The following is a 15,032-nucleotide window of genomic DNA, read 5'->3' as shown; positions in this document are numbered from 1 at the left end:
GGGCAACCCACTCAGCGTTAACCTCAGAGGTCTTAGATGAAGTAGGAGCGGCCCGTGCCCGAGGCAGCACCGGTGACCACCGGAGCGTCCGAGCCTGTCGCGACGACCATGCGGGAGTCGTTGACGGCAGGCGAACACGCCGCGCTCGCCTCCGGGGATTGCGGCCACCGACACGGGCCCGCCGACGAAACCCCGTCGGCCGGACTCCTGATCGATCATGGGGAGTCCGGCCCCGGCGATGCCTCCCCGGTGGTCCCACGGCTGGGCCACGAGTCACCGCCCCTTCCCCGCAGGGTGCGTGGGCGGTTCTCCCGGCTCACCGTGCACCGCGCGACCCCGCCGTCCGTGCTCGACGCGGTGTTGCGCGGTCTGCTCGCGAACCATCCCCGTGCCGATGTCGGTCCTGTGCACCACGCGTTCGAGACCGCGGCGGGGGTGCACGCCGGGCAGGTCCGCCTGTCGGGGCATCCCTATGTCACTCATCCCGTCGCGGTTGCGAGCATTCTTGCCGACCTCGGAATGGACACCCCGACGCTGTGTGCGGCCCTGCTACACGGCACCGTGGGTGAGGCGGGGATGACCCTGGACCGTATCCGCGACGAGTTCGGCGACCATGTGGCGCTGCTTCTCGACGCGGTGATGAAGCTGCACCGGGTCAAGGTCGGTGAAGGCGCCCAGGCGGAGACGATCCGCCGCATGGTGGTCGCGATGGCCCGGGACCCGAGGGCCTTGGTGATCAAACTTGCCGCGCGGCTGCATAACATGCGGACCCTGCGCTTCCTGCCCGAGCACAAGCAGGAGCGCAAGGCCCGGGAGACGCTGGAGATCTACGCGCCGCTGGCCCATCGCCTCGGAATGAACTCGCTCAAGTGGGAGCTGGAGGACCTCGCCTTCGCGACCCTCTACCCGAAGCGCTACGACGAGATCGTCCGGCTGGTGGCCGACCGCGCGCCGAGCCGCGACACCTACCTCACCGGTGTGGTCACGGACGTGCAGAAGCATCTCACCGACGCCAGGATCAAGGCCGTGGTCACGGGGCGTCCCAAGCACTACTATTCGATCTACCAGAAGATGGTGGTGCGCGGCCGCTCGTTCGACGACATCTATGATCTCGTCGGTATCCGCGTACTGGTCGACTCCGTCCGCGACTGCTATGCGTCCCTGGGCACGATCCACGCGAACTGGAAGCCGATTCCGGGCCGGTTCAAGGACTACATCGCGATGCCCAAGTTCAACATGTACCAGTCCCTGCACACGACGGTGATCGGGCCCGAGGGCAAGCCCGTGGAACTGCAGATCCGGACGCATGCGATGCACAACCGGGCCGAGTACGGGATCGCGGCGCACTGGAAGTACAAGGAGGACGGCGTCGCCGCGCAGCCGTCGGGTACGGCCAAGGCCTCGCCACTCGGGCTCGCGGACGGTGGCTCCAGGGCGGTCGGTTCGAGGGCGGTCGGCTCGAGGGCGGCGACCGGATCCAGGACGACCGGCCGGGCGGGTAAGGGCGGACGGTCCGCCAACGACCCGACGGCGTGGTTGCGCCAGATCCTCGACTGGCAGCGGGAGACCGCCGAACCCGGTGAGTTCCTCGACAGCCTGCGGTTCGACCTGCACACCGACGAGGTCTTCGTCTTCACCCCCAAGGGCGACGTGATCGCACTGCCGGAGGGCGCGACCCCGGTCGACTTCGCCTATGCCGTCCACACCGACGTGGGGAACCAGTGTGTGGGTGCCCGGGTCAACGGCAGGCTTGCGGCCCTCGACACCGCACTCGACAACGGGGACACCGTCGAGGTCTTCACGTCGCGGGCGCACTCGGCAGGCCCGAGCGAGGACTGGCTGACCTTCGTCCGCTCGTCTCGGGCCCGCACGAAGATCCGCCAGTGGCATGCTCGGGAGCGACGGGAGGACGCCATCGTCGCCGGGCGGGACGCCATCGCCCGGATGATGCGCCGCCACGGTCTCCCGCTGACCCGTCTGATGACCGGCGACGTCCTGCTGACCCTGGCCAAGGATCTTCGCTACCCGGACGTCTCCGCGCTGTATGCCGCGATCGGGGAGAACAACCTCAGCGCACAACAGGTGGTGGGCCGTCTGGTGGCGGCGCTCGGGGGGCCCGAGGGCGCGGCCGAGGACGTCGCCGAGACCGCACTGCCCACCCGTGCGCTGCAGCGGTCCGCCGGCGATCCAGGGGTGATTGTCAGTGGCTCCGAGGACGTGTGGGCGAAGCTCGCCCGCTGCTGCATGCCCATGCCCGGGGACGCGATCGCCGGATTCGTCACCCGGGGGAAGGGCGTATCGGTGCACCGTGCGGACTGCTCGAACCTCGCGACCCTGCGAGGCGGTCCCCACGACCGGACGGTGCCGGTCGAATGGGCACCGTCGTCGGGTTCGGTGTTCCTCGTCGTCATCCAGGTCGAGGCGCTGGACCGCACCCGGCTGCTGTCCGACGTCACCCGGGTGCTGACCAACCACCACGTCAACATCCTGTCGGCATCCGTGACCACCACCCGTGACCAGGTCGCGGTCAGCCGCTTCACCTTCGAGATGGGGGACGCCAAACATCTCGGACACATCCGGGATGCGGTGCGGTCCATCGACGGCGTGTATGACTGCTACCGGGTGACCTCGGGCGTACGGGGCTGAACATGATGACGTCGCGACGTGGTGCGCCGGTTCCCGGGGGTGGGTTGCGGCGGCCGACCGTCCGTCGTCGATGTCGGCACGGCGGCAGATCATCGCCTGCGGATGCGTGGCTCGCCGGCCCGTTCCGCGCTGAGATGTGTTAAGGGGGGGCGCTGTGGACGCCGAGATCGTAGGTGCGGGGATGCAGGGCGCGGCTCGGCCCGCGCGGATGGAACGCTCAACCGGGGGAGTGGAACGCCCCGGTGGGGGGGAGGCCACGCGTACGCTGGCCGTCGCCTGGCTGGCCGGCACACGCCTTGCCCATCTCGCCCGCCGCATGGCGGCGTCCCGAGCAGCCCCCCCGGTGCCGCCTCCGTTGCGAGACATCATCGACATGCACTGCGAGCACCATCCCAAGGCCGATATCGGCCTTGTCATCCACGCCTATGACGTGGCGAACAGGCTGCATGCCGGTCAGACGCGACATAGCGGCGATCCGTACATCACCCATCCGTTGGCGGTCACCCGGATCCTCGCCGAGCTCGGGGTGGACACCACCACGATCGTTGCCGCCCTGTTGCACGACACCGTCGAGGACACCGGCTATACCCTGGATGCCGCCGCCGAGGCTTTCGGCCCGGAGGTCTCCAACATCGTTGACGGCGTGACCAAGCTCGACAAGATGCGGTTCGGCAATGCAGCCGAGGCGGAGACGCTGCGCAAGCTGATCGTCGCCCTGGCCAAGGACTACCGGGTCCTGGTCATCAAGATTGCCGACCGCCTGCACAACATGCGGACCCTGGGTTTCAAGTCGCCAGTCAAACAGGCGCGTATCGCTCAGGTGACTCTGGAAATCCTCGCGCCACTGGCACACCGGCTCGGCGTCAGCGTCATCAAGAGGGAATTGGAAGACCGTTCGTTCGCTGTTCTCCATCCCGACGAACACCGGCGTACCCAGCTGATGGTCGACGAGTTCACGGCCGCGGAGCGTGAGTCCGGTCAGCTTGCGGCGATCATGGATGAGCTCCGCGACGGTCTGGCGGACGCACGGATCTCCAGCCAGGTCTCGGCCCGGACCAGCCATCTGTTCTCGATCTATAAGCGGGCGCAGGAACGTGGCTGGGAAGCGCGGGACTACAACGACATCGTCCGGGTCCTCGTCCTCGTTGATTCCGTTACTGACTGCTACGAGGTTCTTGGAATCGTGCATACGATGTGGCGGCCGGCGGCTGGGCGGCTGCGTGACTTCGTGGCCATGCCCAAGTTCAACATGTACCAGTCGCTGCACACGACCGTCATGGACCGGTCCGGGAAACCCGTTGACATCCAGATCCGCACGGAGGGGATGCATCGGCTCGCCGAAACCGGGATCATCGCGCGGCCGGTCGGACCGTCCGCGGACGGCGCCCGTCTGGAGGGTCTCGCCTGGCTGCACAGCCTCCTCGAGTGGGAGGGGGAGGCCAAGGACCCGGGCGAGTTCCTCGAGTCGTTGTCGGCTGATCTCGATTCGGACGAGGTTCTCACCTTCACTCCCAAGGGCAGGATCATCGCGTTGCCCGCCCGGGCCACGCCGGTCGACCTCGCCTACGCCGTCCACACGGAACTGGGGCACCGGGCCATCGGCGCCCGGATCAACGGCCGGCTGGTGCCGTTGCACACCCGGCTGCGCAACGGTGACGTGGTGGAGATTCTGCGTTCCGGACTACCGACGGCCGGACCCTCCGAGGACTGGTTGGACTTCGTCAAGACATCCCGTGCCAGGGTCAAGATCCGTCGTAGGCTCGCGCGGCAGCGACGGGACGGGGACGTCCCCACGGACGTCCCCACGGACGTCCCCACGGACGTCCCCACGGATGAGGTCCTCGAAGGCGGGCTTCTCGAATACGCGGCCTCGCGGGACAGCGGCCATGCGTCGCGTCATCCGGTATCCATCGGGGATCCCGTTCCCCGCCGTTCCACGCGGACTCCGACGTCGGCCGCGCACCATCGGCGGGGCCGGCACCGGTCGGACGGCGGGAACGAGCCGCAGGTCTGGGCAGGGATGGCCGCGGTCGACGGCCGGACCGACCTTCCGGTCCGGCTGGCCCGCTGTTGCCTCCCCCTGCCCGGGGACGAGGTGATCGGATTCACCACCACGCACAGCCCCGCGGTCTCGATGCACCGGCAGGAATGCGCGAACGTGACGGACGGTCGTGGGGATCTGGACCGGGTCGTGGTGACCTCCTGGGTGCCGTCCACCACGGTGACGTTCCCGGCCGAGATCGCGGTCGAGGCGTTCGACCGGCATGGACTGTTGGCGGACATCACCGAAGTGCTGTCGGAGGCGTCCGCCACGGTCCGCTCCGCGTCCACCGTCACATCCCGGGACCGGGTGGCGCGTGCTCGGTTCACGGTTGAGGTCGCTGGACCGGGGCAGTTGGACGGGGTGCTCGCAGCCATCCGAACGGTCGGTGGCGTGTACGACTGTTACCGGGTGGGCGGCGCTTCGGGCTGACCCGAGCACGGTCGGTCCCCACGGTCCCGCCCGCCGGAGGCACCCGCCGGACCAGCGGTGAAACCTGCCCGGTTCGCGACGATTCATACCGTCGGGCGGTATCCGCGTCGTCTGTATCCGCGTCGTCTGTATTATTTCGGACCGTTTCGTACGGAATGATAAAAATTCGCGGATCTCGGTTGTCGTGTTCGGCGGCTATCGCCGTCGGCGGCGCGGTTCGTCAAGAATCCTGTGCTGCTGAGATGTCACCGCAAATTTGTCGGTGGACCGTGTGGTCCAAGGTAGAGTATGTTCCTTGTCCATCAAATGGCGGGGAGGGTCCGTGGGCTACCTTCAGGTCATGACCAGTATCGATTCGCCGGCCGGAGCGGACCGGATCGGGCGTTTACTGGTGGAACGTCGCCTGGTCGCGTGTTTTCAGGTTCTGGGTCCGATTCGAAGCACCTACCGGTGGCAGGGTGAGATCGAGCAGGCGGACGAATGGCTCTGTCTGGCGAAAACGACGACCGAGCGATTCGATGAGCTGTCCCAGGAGATTGTCCGGGCGCATCCTTACGAAACTCCTGAGATCATTGCGACGCCGATCGTCGACGGCCACGGTGACTACCTTGACTGGATCACGACCGAGACGGCTCCGGCCACCAGCTTCTGACGTTCATCTTCCAACCCTTTGGCCGAGTCGTTTCCAGATGGCCTCCGGTAGTGCGGAGAAACGCATTGTCGCAGTCTTTCAGCTGGGCCCCGGTATCATCCGGGTGCTGGTGTCGACCGCACGATCAGATCAGAACCCGCAGCTGTTCGTCGAGGTCGCGCACCGACTGGACGGCCTGCCATGGCCGCAATTGATCATAAATTCGTCGGATGCGTGCCAGCCCCAGGGAGAAGTCGGTCTGAGCCACGATCGCCAGCGCGTCCGCCGCGAGCTGGCATGCCTGCTCGATCTCCCGGCGATGAAGGTGCACCTCGGCGATGGTACCCAGCAGCAGCGAACGCTTCTTGGTCGATGCCAGGTTGACTGTCCGCAGGCTCTCGGCGGCGGCGTAGGCGGCCTCCGGACGGCGTAGCCGGGTGAAGGTGGTGATCCTGATCCCGTCGAGCCGGGATCGGTCGAAGAACTGCGTCCACGCGCGCTCGCACTCCGGGTCGGCCCGGTCGAAGGCGTCCGTGGCCCGGTCGAGTGCGCGCAGCGCCGCATTGCCGTCGCCCCTGGCCGCCTGTTCCTCGGCCTCCCGCGCAGCCAGCCAGGCCCGGGTCATCATGCTGCCGCCCTGCCCGGCACGGCGCTGCGCCTCGGTGAGCAGCGCACAGGCCTGGTCCGGCCGCCCGCTTATGCCGGGCTGGTAGCTCTCGTACCCCAGCACGCATGCCCACAGGGCGTTGTCATCGGCCTCCCGGGCAGCCTCGACCGCCACCCGGTAGTAGGCGAGCGCGTTCGAGTTGTTACCCATGTCGAAGGCGAGCCAGCCCGCGAGCGCGGCGGTCTCGCCCGCGGTCGTGGTCAGGCCACGGCGTATCGTCGAGCGCGGTGAAGTCTCCAGAAGCACGCTCAACGTGCCGAGGTGCGTGGTCACCCGATCCATCAGCGCGCGGGCCGGTACCCGCTCCTCCAGGCCGTACAGACCCGCGGTGTGTGCCGACAGGTCGTCGACCGTCGACGTGGTGACGACGGACTGCTGCCGCAGGGCCGCGGAAAGCCGCTCCCACGGTTCGGTGTCGAAGGTCACCGGAGTGGCCGCTACGCCCCCGGCCGCCGCGACCATGCGCAGAAAGGAACGCCTTTCCACGCTTGGCTGCGGCATGTCCAGATCGCGCTCGGGGCCGGATGTGGCCGAGACGGAGCCGCCGGCATCGTCGATGAATCCGAGTTCCCCGGCGGTCCGGTGAAAGAGAGCCCGCAGGAGCCGCTGGTAACGAAGGCTGGGCTTCTTGTCGCCCTTCTCCCACTTGCAGACCATGTTGCCGGTGACGCCTGCCTCGCGTCCTTCGTGGATGACAGCGAAGCGCCGGAGTTCCGTGGCGAGTCGCTCCTGCGACCAGCCCCGCTCCTCCCGGCAGGTTCGCAGCCGGGTATTGGGGGTGCGCCTCGGAGCGGTCGAGCCTGCAGATGACACGGCCCTGACCGTCAGAGTCATCGTCTGCCTTCCCCAACGCTGTAGGTTCGTTCGGGCCCCTGGCGGCGAACCGACTTGTTGAGGCCGTTGCCTGCTGGTCGACAAAGCTAGCTTATCGTCGCTCGGCGGACACCCGGCATGGCCCTGTTCATACAGACCCGCCCGTTCGGCCCCGCCCGTTTCGGCTCGATGTTCCGGCGATGGCCCTTTCCGAATATGCCAGGAGTGAAGCAGAGGGAACCGTGTGTCGCCTTGCGGTAATCATGCGCCGTACGGACCGGGAACGTCCTGCTCCTTCCCGCGGCACCCGCAAGCGGATTTCGACACTTTCGGTGATGTCGCATGTGCTCGGTCACGCCGGTGGTCCGTATGCCATGAAACGTCGGGTGCTCTCGGTGACCAACGCCGGGCGTCCACGGCGGTCCGGCCCCAGCCCTTAGAGTCTCCTTCTGTGAGTGCTGGCCCTCTCCGTGACATTGCGGTGTCACCAGGTCGTCGTCCGTTACGAGCGTGGCAGGAGGCTGCGCTCGCGGCCTACCGTGCCCGGGGTGGTTCCGGCGCCCGAGACTTCCTGGCCGTCGCCACCCCCGGCGCCGGCAAGACGACCTTTGCCCTGCAGGTCGCGTCCGATCTGCTGCGCGACGGTGTGGTACGGGCGGTCACCGTGGTGGCACCCACCGAACATCTGAAGCGGCAGTGGGCCGACGCCGCGGCGGAGGTGGGTATCGCTCTCGACCCGACCTTTCGCAACACCGCCGGGGCCACCTCGTCGGACTACACGGGTGTGGTGCTCACCTACGCGCAGGTCGCCGCCCATCCCGCGCTGCACCGACTGCGCAGCGAGCGGCGTCGCACGCTGGTGATCCTTGACGAGATCCACCACGGCGGCGACGCCCTGTCCTGGGGTGATGCCGTCCGGGAGGCGTTCACCCCGGCGACTCGGCGGCTCGCGCTCACCGGAACGCCGTTCCGCTCCGACGTCAACCCGATTCCGTTCGTCAGCTATGTGCCGGGCCCGGATGGCGTGACCCGCAGCGTTGCCGACTCCTCCTACGGCTATTCCGACGCGCTGCGTGACGGTGTTGTGCGTCCCGTGCTGTTCCTGGCCTACTCCGGGGAGATGTCCTGGCGGACCAGCGCCGGGCATGAACTGTCGGCCCGTCTCGGCGAGCCGCTGAACAACGAGCAGACCGCCGCCGCCTGGCGTACCGCGCTGGACCCGAGTGGCGACTGGATTCCCGCGGTTCTCGCCGCCGCGGATACCAGACTGTCCCAGGTCCGGGCCGGTATGTCGGACGCGGGCGGGCTGGTGATCGCCACCGATCATGCCAACGCCCGTGCCTACGCCGGGATCCTGCGCCGCGTGAGTGGCACCGAACCGGTGGTGGTGCTCTCCGACGATCCCACCGCCAGCTCGAAGATCGCCGCCTTCCGGGACTCGCGGGAAAGATGGATGGTCGCCGTCCGCATGGTCAGCGAGGGTGTGGACGTGCCCCGTCTGGCGGTCGGGGTCTATGCCACATCCGTGGCCACGCCGCTGTTCTTCGCACAGGCGGTCGGCCGTTTCGTGCGGGGGCGTGGCCGGGCCGAGACCGCGTCCGTGTTCGTGCCCAGCGTCCCGGCACTGCTGGCGCTCGCCGGTGAGATGGAGGTCCAGCGAGACCACGCCCTCGACAAGCCCCTGCGCGAGCCGGACGCCTTCGACGACGACGCCCTGCGCGAGGCCAACCGGCGCCGGGACATCCCGGACCTACCGGACCGGACGTTCACGGCGCTCGGTTCCTCGGCCCACCTCGACCGGGTGATCTTCGACGGTGGTGAGTTCGGGACGCAGGCCGCAGCCGGTTCCGCCGAGGAGGAGGATTTCCTGGGCTTGCCGGGCCTGCTCGAACCCGACCAGGTCGCGGTCCTGCTCAGACAGCGTGAGGCGGCTCAGCTCGCCGCGCGACGCAAGCAGGAGCGCACCGCCGGACGTTCGCAGGCCGACCCGGCGTCTCCGGTCGTGGCCGCACGGGCGGGGACGCCGGCATCGCCGGGTGCCGACCCCGCCGACCCCGCGGATGACGCATCAGCGGACAACCACCCCACCCACGAGGTGATCGCCGAGCTGCGCCGAGAGCTGAACCGGCTGGTCGCCGCCCACCACCACCGCACCGGGCGGCCGCACGGGATGATCCATGGTGAGCTGCGGCGGACCTGTGGCGGGCCGGCAACCGGCCAGGCCAGCACCGCGCAGCTACGGGCACGTATCGACACCGTCCGCCGCTGGGAGAAGCAGTAGCAGAGCACCCCGTCAGGCGGTCTGGGTGACGGTGAGGGAGGTGATCTGGGGCTTGGTGACGGGGACGCCGTCGGAACCGCCGCCGTCGACACCGGGGGAGGTGATGGCGTCGAGGACGCCGAGGCCTTCGGTGATCTTGCCGACGACGGTGTAGTTGGTGGCAAGGGCCTGCACACCGTCCGCGGCGGGGTCCTTGTAGTTGATGAAGAACTGGCTGCCGTTGGTGTTCGCGCCGGCGTTGGCCATGGCGATGACGCCGCGGGTGTACTTCGCGCCGTCGGTGTTCTCGTTGGCGTAGGCGAAGCCGGGGCCGCCGCTACCGCTGCTGGTGGGGTCGCCGCACTGGAGCACGAAGATGTTCTGGGTGGTCTCGCGGTGGCAGGGGGTGCTGTCGAAGAACTTGGCGTTCGCCATGGTGAGCAGGGCGTGGACGGTACAGGGTGCCTTCGCCGCGTCCAGCGTGGCTTTGATCGTCCCCTTGTTCGTGGTGATGACCATCGTGGCGGGGGAGCGGTCGACGGTGTCGGCCGCGGCCGGAAGACTCACCGGTTTGGACGGCTGCTGTCCGTCCGAGGTGTAGGTACAGGGGCCGACCTTCGTGGACGCCGCCGGGACGGCCGACGGTGACGCGGAGGCGGACGCTGCCGGGGCGGCGGACGCTGCCGGGGACGCGGATACGGTGGCCGTGCTGTCACTGCCGGAGAGCAGCAGCGCGCCCGCGATACCGCCGCCGAGCGCCACGACGACCCCGGCGGAGACCGCGACCGTAATCCTGCGGCGCCGTCGCAGCGCCGCAGCCCGGCGCTCCGCCTGCCGCATGGCCCTGGCCGCGGCAAGCTCGCGCTGTCGCCGGGTTTTGGACGTCACCACCTATCGGCCTCCCTGTCATCGGTCCGGGGCGTCGGTAGGTTCGTCCGCCTCCGGCGAGTATCCGGTCATGGGGAGTTTAGGTAGCCGTGGTCGTGACGGTGCTCCCGCATGGGTAGCGTGCCGGTTCAGGCTGTGAGAAAGCTGTGAAGAACCTTCAGAGAACATGAACCGAAGCGCCGGGGCCTGCCCGAGAACGCGCCGGATGCGGCAGGTTCTCGGGCAGGCCCCGGCCCATGGGCAGGCCCTGTGTCGATCGGTCCCAGGCTGGTCAGGGCTCAGGTCGATCCGGGCACTGATGCCGGCACTAGGCGTTGACGGAGGTTGGGCGGTTGCCCTCCATGTCAGCGCCTGGCGCGGCCTTCGCGACGAGGTCGGGGATGACCTCGGACAGCTCACCGGGGGCCCAGGTTCCCTGCCGGGTGACGTTCGGGCCGTTGACCCAGCCCTCGACGACGGTGATGCTGCCGCCGAACAGCGCGAACACCTGGCCGGTCACGTCCTTGGAGGCGGGGCTGCCGAGCCACACCACGGTCGGGGAGATGTTCTCCGGCGCCAGCGGGTCGAAGCTGTCCCCGGCGGCGTCCTTCATCGCCTGGACTGCTGCCAGGTCCTCGGTCATCCGGGTCAGCGCGGTCGGCGCGATGGCGTTGACGGTCACACCGTAACGACCGAGTTCCCGCGCGGCGATCACGGTGAAGGTCGCGATACCGGCCTTGGCCGCGCCGTAGTTGGTCTGCCCGACGTTGCCGAACAGACCTGACGGGGACGAGGTGTTGATGATCCGCGCGTCGTTCGGCTGGCCCGCCTTCGACCGGTCACGCCAGTAGGCGGCGGCATGGTGGGTCGGCCCGAAGGTGCCCTTGAGGTGCACCTTGATGACCGCGTCCCACTCGGCTTCGCTCATGTTCGTGAGCATCCGGTCGCGCAGGATGCCGGCGTTGTTCACCACGACGTCCAGGCCGCCGAAGGTGTCGATGGCCTGCTGGACGAGGCTCTTGCTGCCTTCCCAGTCGGAGATGTCGTCGGTGTTGGCGACAGCCTCCCCGCCGGCGGCCTTGATTTCGTCGACGACGGTCTGGGCGGGGCCGGTCGAGGCCCCCGAGCCGTCCCGGCTGCCGCCGAGGTCGTTGACGACGACCTTGGCGCCCTCCGCGGCGAACAGTTTCGCGTGCGCGCGACCGATGCCGTTACCGGCGCCGGTGACGATGACAACACGTCCTTCGCAGATCCCGGTCATACCTGGACTCCCACCTTCACGATCACATCTCCCATGTCTGATGGCGCCGCGCTGTTGCTTCCCATGGTGCTGTGGCGACGTTCGGCGTGCCGGTAATCCTTCCGCGCCGTCGGGTTCGCGGGCCACCGAAGCAGCTAATTTTTTAACATGTTTACAGGATGATCGCGGCTACGGGACGACAAAGGTCGCCACACCCTTGAGGTGGATGCCGCCGGTCTGGCGGGTGGCGGTGAGTTCCACGTCCACCAGGCGACGGTCGCCTTCCTCGCGCCGGCCGACCACCGTGCCCGCGTAGGTCAGGATGTCATCAGGCCATGCCTGCTCCCGGAACTGCACCTTGAACCGGCGGACGTTCGCCGCGCCCAGCCAGTCGGTGGCGTAGGTCGCGAGGACGCCGGCCTGCAGCATCCCGACCGCGAAGACGGTGGGGAAGCCCGCGGCTCGCGCGAACTGCTCGTCATGGTGGATCGGGTTCATGTCACCGGACGCGCCCTGGTAGCGGACGAAGTCGGTACGGGTGAGCGGCGTGTCGGTGAACGGTGCCGCGGCCGCGCCGATCTGGAGCTCCTCCCAGGTCGTGGGCCTCGTGCCGGTGGTCGTGCCGGTGGTCGTGATCGTGGTCATGACGTGGCGGACCCTTCTTCCGGTGCCTGGCCGGTGACGATGGCGGTGGATTTCGACTCTGCGACAAGCCGGCCCTCCGGCGTGCGGAACTCGGTCACGAGCTCGACGAACCGCATGCTTCCGCCGCGTTTGCCCTGCTTCTCATATGTTGCGGCGATACGGGTCTGGCCGACGAGCCGTGTGCCGGCCCGGGGCGGCTCGCCCTGGAAGGTGAACTCCTGCTCCCCGTGCAGAATCCGGGCGACATCGCCGATCTCCTCAAGCGGCGGGGAGTTCTCAGGCCCCGTCCAGAACGCCGAGGAGGCCAGGAAGGTCGCGGGTGACACCGGCGTATCGGCCTTCAGGTAGTCGGGGTTGGACGACTTCGTCGCCCGGGCGAACTCGCGGATCTTGCCGAGTTCGACCTCCATCGTGAACGGGGCTCCGGCCATGGGCCGCTCCTTTCGGCAGCTGTTCTATGCGTTCACGACGTTGTCATCTCTGCTTCCCAGATGCATCATGATCGGATTTCGGTCGGGTCCAGCGCGCCGGTTGGTCGACAGCTCGCGCGCCGCAGGTATGCATTGTGTTGCCGAACGTTAGTAACTCGTTGCTGCATTGTGACGTACGTGCTCATCTGCTGGGTGGCAAGGGTTCTGTTTGCTGGTCTGGTGTAAGAATTGTGACCGCTGTTTTGTCAAGCAAACGAGCGGAACCCCTGCACCGGCCACCTTCGTCAACCTAGGGTCGATCCGATGGCGCTATTTGTGGATCGTGGTGATGCCACGACAGGTCGGCACCGATCACCCTGGAGGCGGTCGGGCCGGATCCTTCCCATTCGCTGGGTGCGCGTTGTCGCGCTGGCGGCGGCGGCCCTGCTGCTCGGGGCGTCGGCCGGCTACCTGCGCCTGCGGTCGGGGGGGTGGGGCGTGCCGCCGGGCCGACACCCGGTCACGGCCGTCACACCCATGTCCGTGTCGGCTTCCGGGAACGAGTCCGGAGACGGCGGGCGGACCTCCGCGGCCGCGTCCTCGGCGCCCGGCACCGGCATCCATGCCGCGGGCGCACCCGCGGCCGGCGGCGTCGACGGCTCGTCCGGGCAGCCGGGAAAAACGCAACCGGGTGCGTTGCCGGTCGGAGCCGCGCGGGCCAGCGCCAGCATCGTGGGCGCGAACGTCAGCGTCGTGCTGTCGCAGAGCACCCTCGATCTGGGCTCGGTCAATTCCTCGGCGACCGTGGACCTGCATAACACCGGTACCGCTCCCGCCGACTTCCAGTTCGGCGCCACCGCGACCTGGCTCACCGTCACGCCGGCCGCCGGCACGATTGCGGGCGGTGCCCACCGGGCCGTCACCTTCTCCCTCGACCGCACGGCCGCGCCGGCCGGTGTGGTGGACGTGTCGGTTGCCGTCGCCGCCCATGGCGGTGCCCAGCAGGCCGGCGCGGTCGGAGCGGTGCGGGTGATCGCCCAGGTGTCCGGCCCACCGGTCATCGACTCGGTGGCCACCGCCCCCACGGTCCTCTACACGTTGGGATGCCCTCCCACGTCCAGGCCGACCCTGTCGGTGGTGTCGGTCCGGACGACCGACTCGACCGGTGTCTTCGGCGTAGAGCTGATCGCCAAGCTCCCGGATGGGAGAACGACAACCACCGGACTCAACCTGGACGACGCGACCGGGCAGCAGTCTGTCTGGTCGGGTCCGGTCGGATCGTCCGGTGCCGCCGGCCTGCTGTCGTTCACGGTGACCGTCACCGACATCAACGGTCTGCGCGCGCAGTCCACGGGTTCCCTTGAGGTGAGGACCTGCCCGGCCCCGACCTCTTCCGCCTCTCCCACACCCTGAGGCCTGGCGAGGCCCCGGTCAGGTGGCCGGAGCGGGTACCGGCCCGGGTGCCGGCCCGGGTGCAGTGGCCGGCGAGTCCGGTGCTGTGGCGGGGGGACGGGTGAACAGGCGGGTAGCGCTCAGCACGCCCGCGGACGACCCGGCGTCCGGACCGGCGCTCGGTGGGGTGAGGCCCCGACGCAGGTGTTCCTCCACCCGCAGGTACTTGAGCCCCGCACGCAGGTCCGCGTCGTTACGCAACCGGATGACCAGCGGGAACACAGTCAGCGCCGTCGTGTCGAACAGCCCGGTCGTGTACACGAGCTGGACGCCGAGGCGTTCGGCCACGGCGAGCTGCAGCTCCAGCAGGTAACCGGCGCTTGCGCGTCCGATCGGATTGTCCAGGAACAGCACACCCGCATGCGGAGTGCGGACCTGCCCGCGGTCGTTTGCCCGCAACGCCGCCATCGTGCAGTAAAGGATGATGGCCGCGGTGAGCTGCTGCCCGCCGGAGAAAACGTCCGCCATCTGTGACACCCGGACCCGCTCGGTGCGCAGCACCGCGTCCGGTTTGAGGATCTCGACCCGGACGCCGCGGGGCAGTGCCGCGTGGACGCCGCGCAGCAACAGCCCCATCCCGTCGCGGCGGCCGGCACCGCCGATCCGACCGCGGGCGCTACCGGTGCCGCTGTTACCAGCGACACCGGTCTGTGTCGCCGCGGTGGCCACCTCGTCCACCACCTCACCCAGAGCCTCGGTGAGAGCGGTCGGCTCCGGTTCGCCGAAACGGATCCGCAGGAACTCCTGCTCCGACCAGTCACCCAGCCCCGCGGGGAGCCGCGACAGCCGCTGGGCCACCCGCAGCGTGCCGAGTGCAGCCCGGACCATCCCCTCGAACCGGGCGACGATTGCGGCCCGGTTGCGGCCGATGTGTGACAGGTCGTCGTCGAGGCTGCGCAGCCGTGGCTCGAGCGCCTGTGCCCAGGAC

Annotated in this window: 10 protein-coding genes and 1 pseudogene; 5 read left to right on the top strand and 6 right to left on the bottom strand. The window is 68.7% G+C overall.

Annotated elements, in window-relative coordinates; all coding sequences use genetic code 11:
• Window positions 1-54: 54 nt before the first annotated feature.
• The 3 genes from NBW77_RS11645 (at window position 55) to cutA (ending at window position 5,771) form a co-directional block, all read left to right on the top strand.
• Window positions 55-2,646 (top strand): RelA/SpoT family protein, encoded by a 2,592-nt coding sequence (locus tag NBW77_RS11645; protein ID WP_165486131.1) that lies wholly within the window; start codon window positions 55-57, stop codon window positions 2,644-2,646.
• A gap of 154 nt (window positions 2,647-2,800) precedes the next feature.
• Window positions 2,801-5,119 (top strand): RelA/SpoT family protein, encoded by a 2,319-nt coding sequence (locus NBW77_RS11640; RefSeq protein ID WP_502799470.1) that lies wholly within the window; start codon window positions 2,801-2,803, stop codon window positions 5,117-5,119.
• A gap of 322 nt (window positions 5,120-5,441) precedes the next feature.
• Window positions 5,442-5,771: a divalent-cation tolerance protein CutA gene (gene cutA / locus NBW77_RS11635; protein ID WP_131747109.1), complete on the top strand. Its 330-nt coding sequence runs from the start codon at window positions 5,442-5,444 to the stop codon at window positions 5,769-5,771.
• A 124-nt stretch (window positions 5,772-5,895) separates the two neighbouring features.
• On the opposite strand, the gene NBW77_RS11630 is transcribed toward cutA, so the two are convergent.
• Window positions 5,896-7,251, bottom strand: a complete 1,356-nt coding sequence (locus NBW77_RS11630; protein WP_131747108.1) for a helix-turn-helix transcriptional regulator — start codon at window positions 7,249-7,251, stop codon at window positions 5,896-5,898.
• Window positions 7,252-7,681: 430 nt separating this feature from the next.
• On the opposite strand from NBW77_RS11630, the gene NBW77_RS11625 reads away from it, so the two are divergent.
• On the top strand, window positions 7,682-9,511 hold the full coding sequence (locus NBW77_RS11625; protein ID WP_131747107.1) for a DEAD/DEAH box helicase: 1,830 nt from the start codon (window positions 7,682-7,684) through the stop codon (window positions 9,509-9,511).
• 12 nt (window positions 9,512-9,523) lie between these two features.
• Here the strand turns inward: NBW77_RS11625 and NBW77_RS11620 are convergent, their stop codons facing one another.
• The 4 genes from NBW77_RS11620 to NBW77_RS11605 form a co-directional block, all read right to left on the bottom strand.
• Window positions 9,524-10,381 (bottom strand): peptidylprolyl isomerase, encoded by an 858-nt coding sequence (locus NBW77_RS11620; protein WP_131747106.1) that lies wholly within the window; start codon window positions 10,379-10,381, stop codon window positions 9,524-9,526.
• Between the two features lie 304 nt (window positions 10,382-10,685).
• Window positions 10,686-11,618, bottom strand: a complete 933-nt coding sequence (locus tag NBW77_RS11615; RefSeq protein ID WP_131747105.1) for an SDR family oxidoreductase — start codon at window positions 11,616-11,618, stop codon at window positions 10,686-10,688.
• A 168-nt stretch (window positions 11,619-11,786) separates the two neighbouring features.
• Entirely contained in the window at window positions 11,787-12,242 is a 456-nt protein-coding gene (locus NBW77_RS11610; RefSeq protein ID WP_131747104.1) for a MaoC/PaaZ C-terminal domain-containing protein, read from the bottom strand.
• Window positions 12,239-12,673, bottom strand: a complete 435-nt coding sequence (locus tag NBW77_RS11605) for an FAS1-like dehydratase domain-containing protein (protein ID WP_131747103.1) — start codon at window positions 12,671-12,673, stop codon at window positions 12,239-12,241. The genes NBW77_RS11610 and NBW77_RS11605 overlap by 4 nt, the downstream gene beginning before the upstream one ends.
• A 393-nt stretch (window positions 12,674-13,066) precedes the next feature.
• Here NBW77_RS11605 and NBW77_RS11600 point away from each other — a divergent pair, with 393 nt between their 5' ends.
• A complete protein-coding gene (locus NBW77_RS11600) occupies window positions 13,067-14,065 on the top strand; it encodes a BACON domain-containing protein (protein WP_250279684.1) in 999 nt (332 codons plus the stop codon).
• An 18-nt stretch (window positions 14,066-14,083) separates the two neighbouring features.
• Here the strand turns inward: NBW77_RS11600 and NBW77_RS11595 are convergent.
• Window positions 14,084-15,032 (bottom strand): annotated as a pseudogene (locus NBW77_RS11595) (hypothetical protein); the annotation flags it as partial.

This window comes from Frankia sp. Cppng1_Ct_nod, from assembly GCF_920656135.1.
Classification (GTDB): Bacteria; Actinomycetota; Actinomycetes; order Frankiales; family Frankiaceae; genus Protofrankia; species Protofrankia meridionalis.
This window is presented reverse-complemented; position numbering and strand designations above follow the sequence as displayed.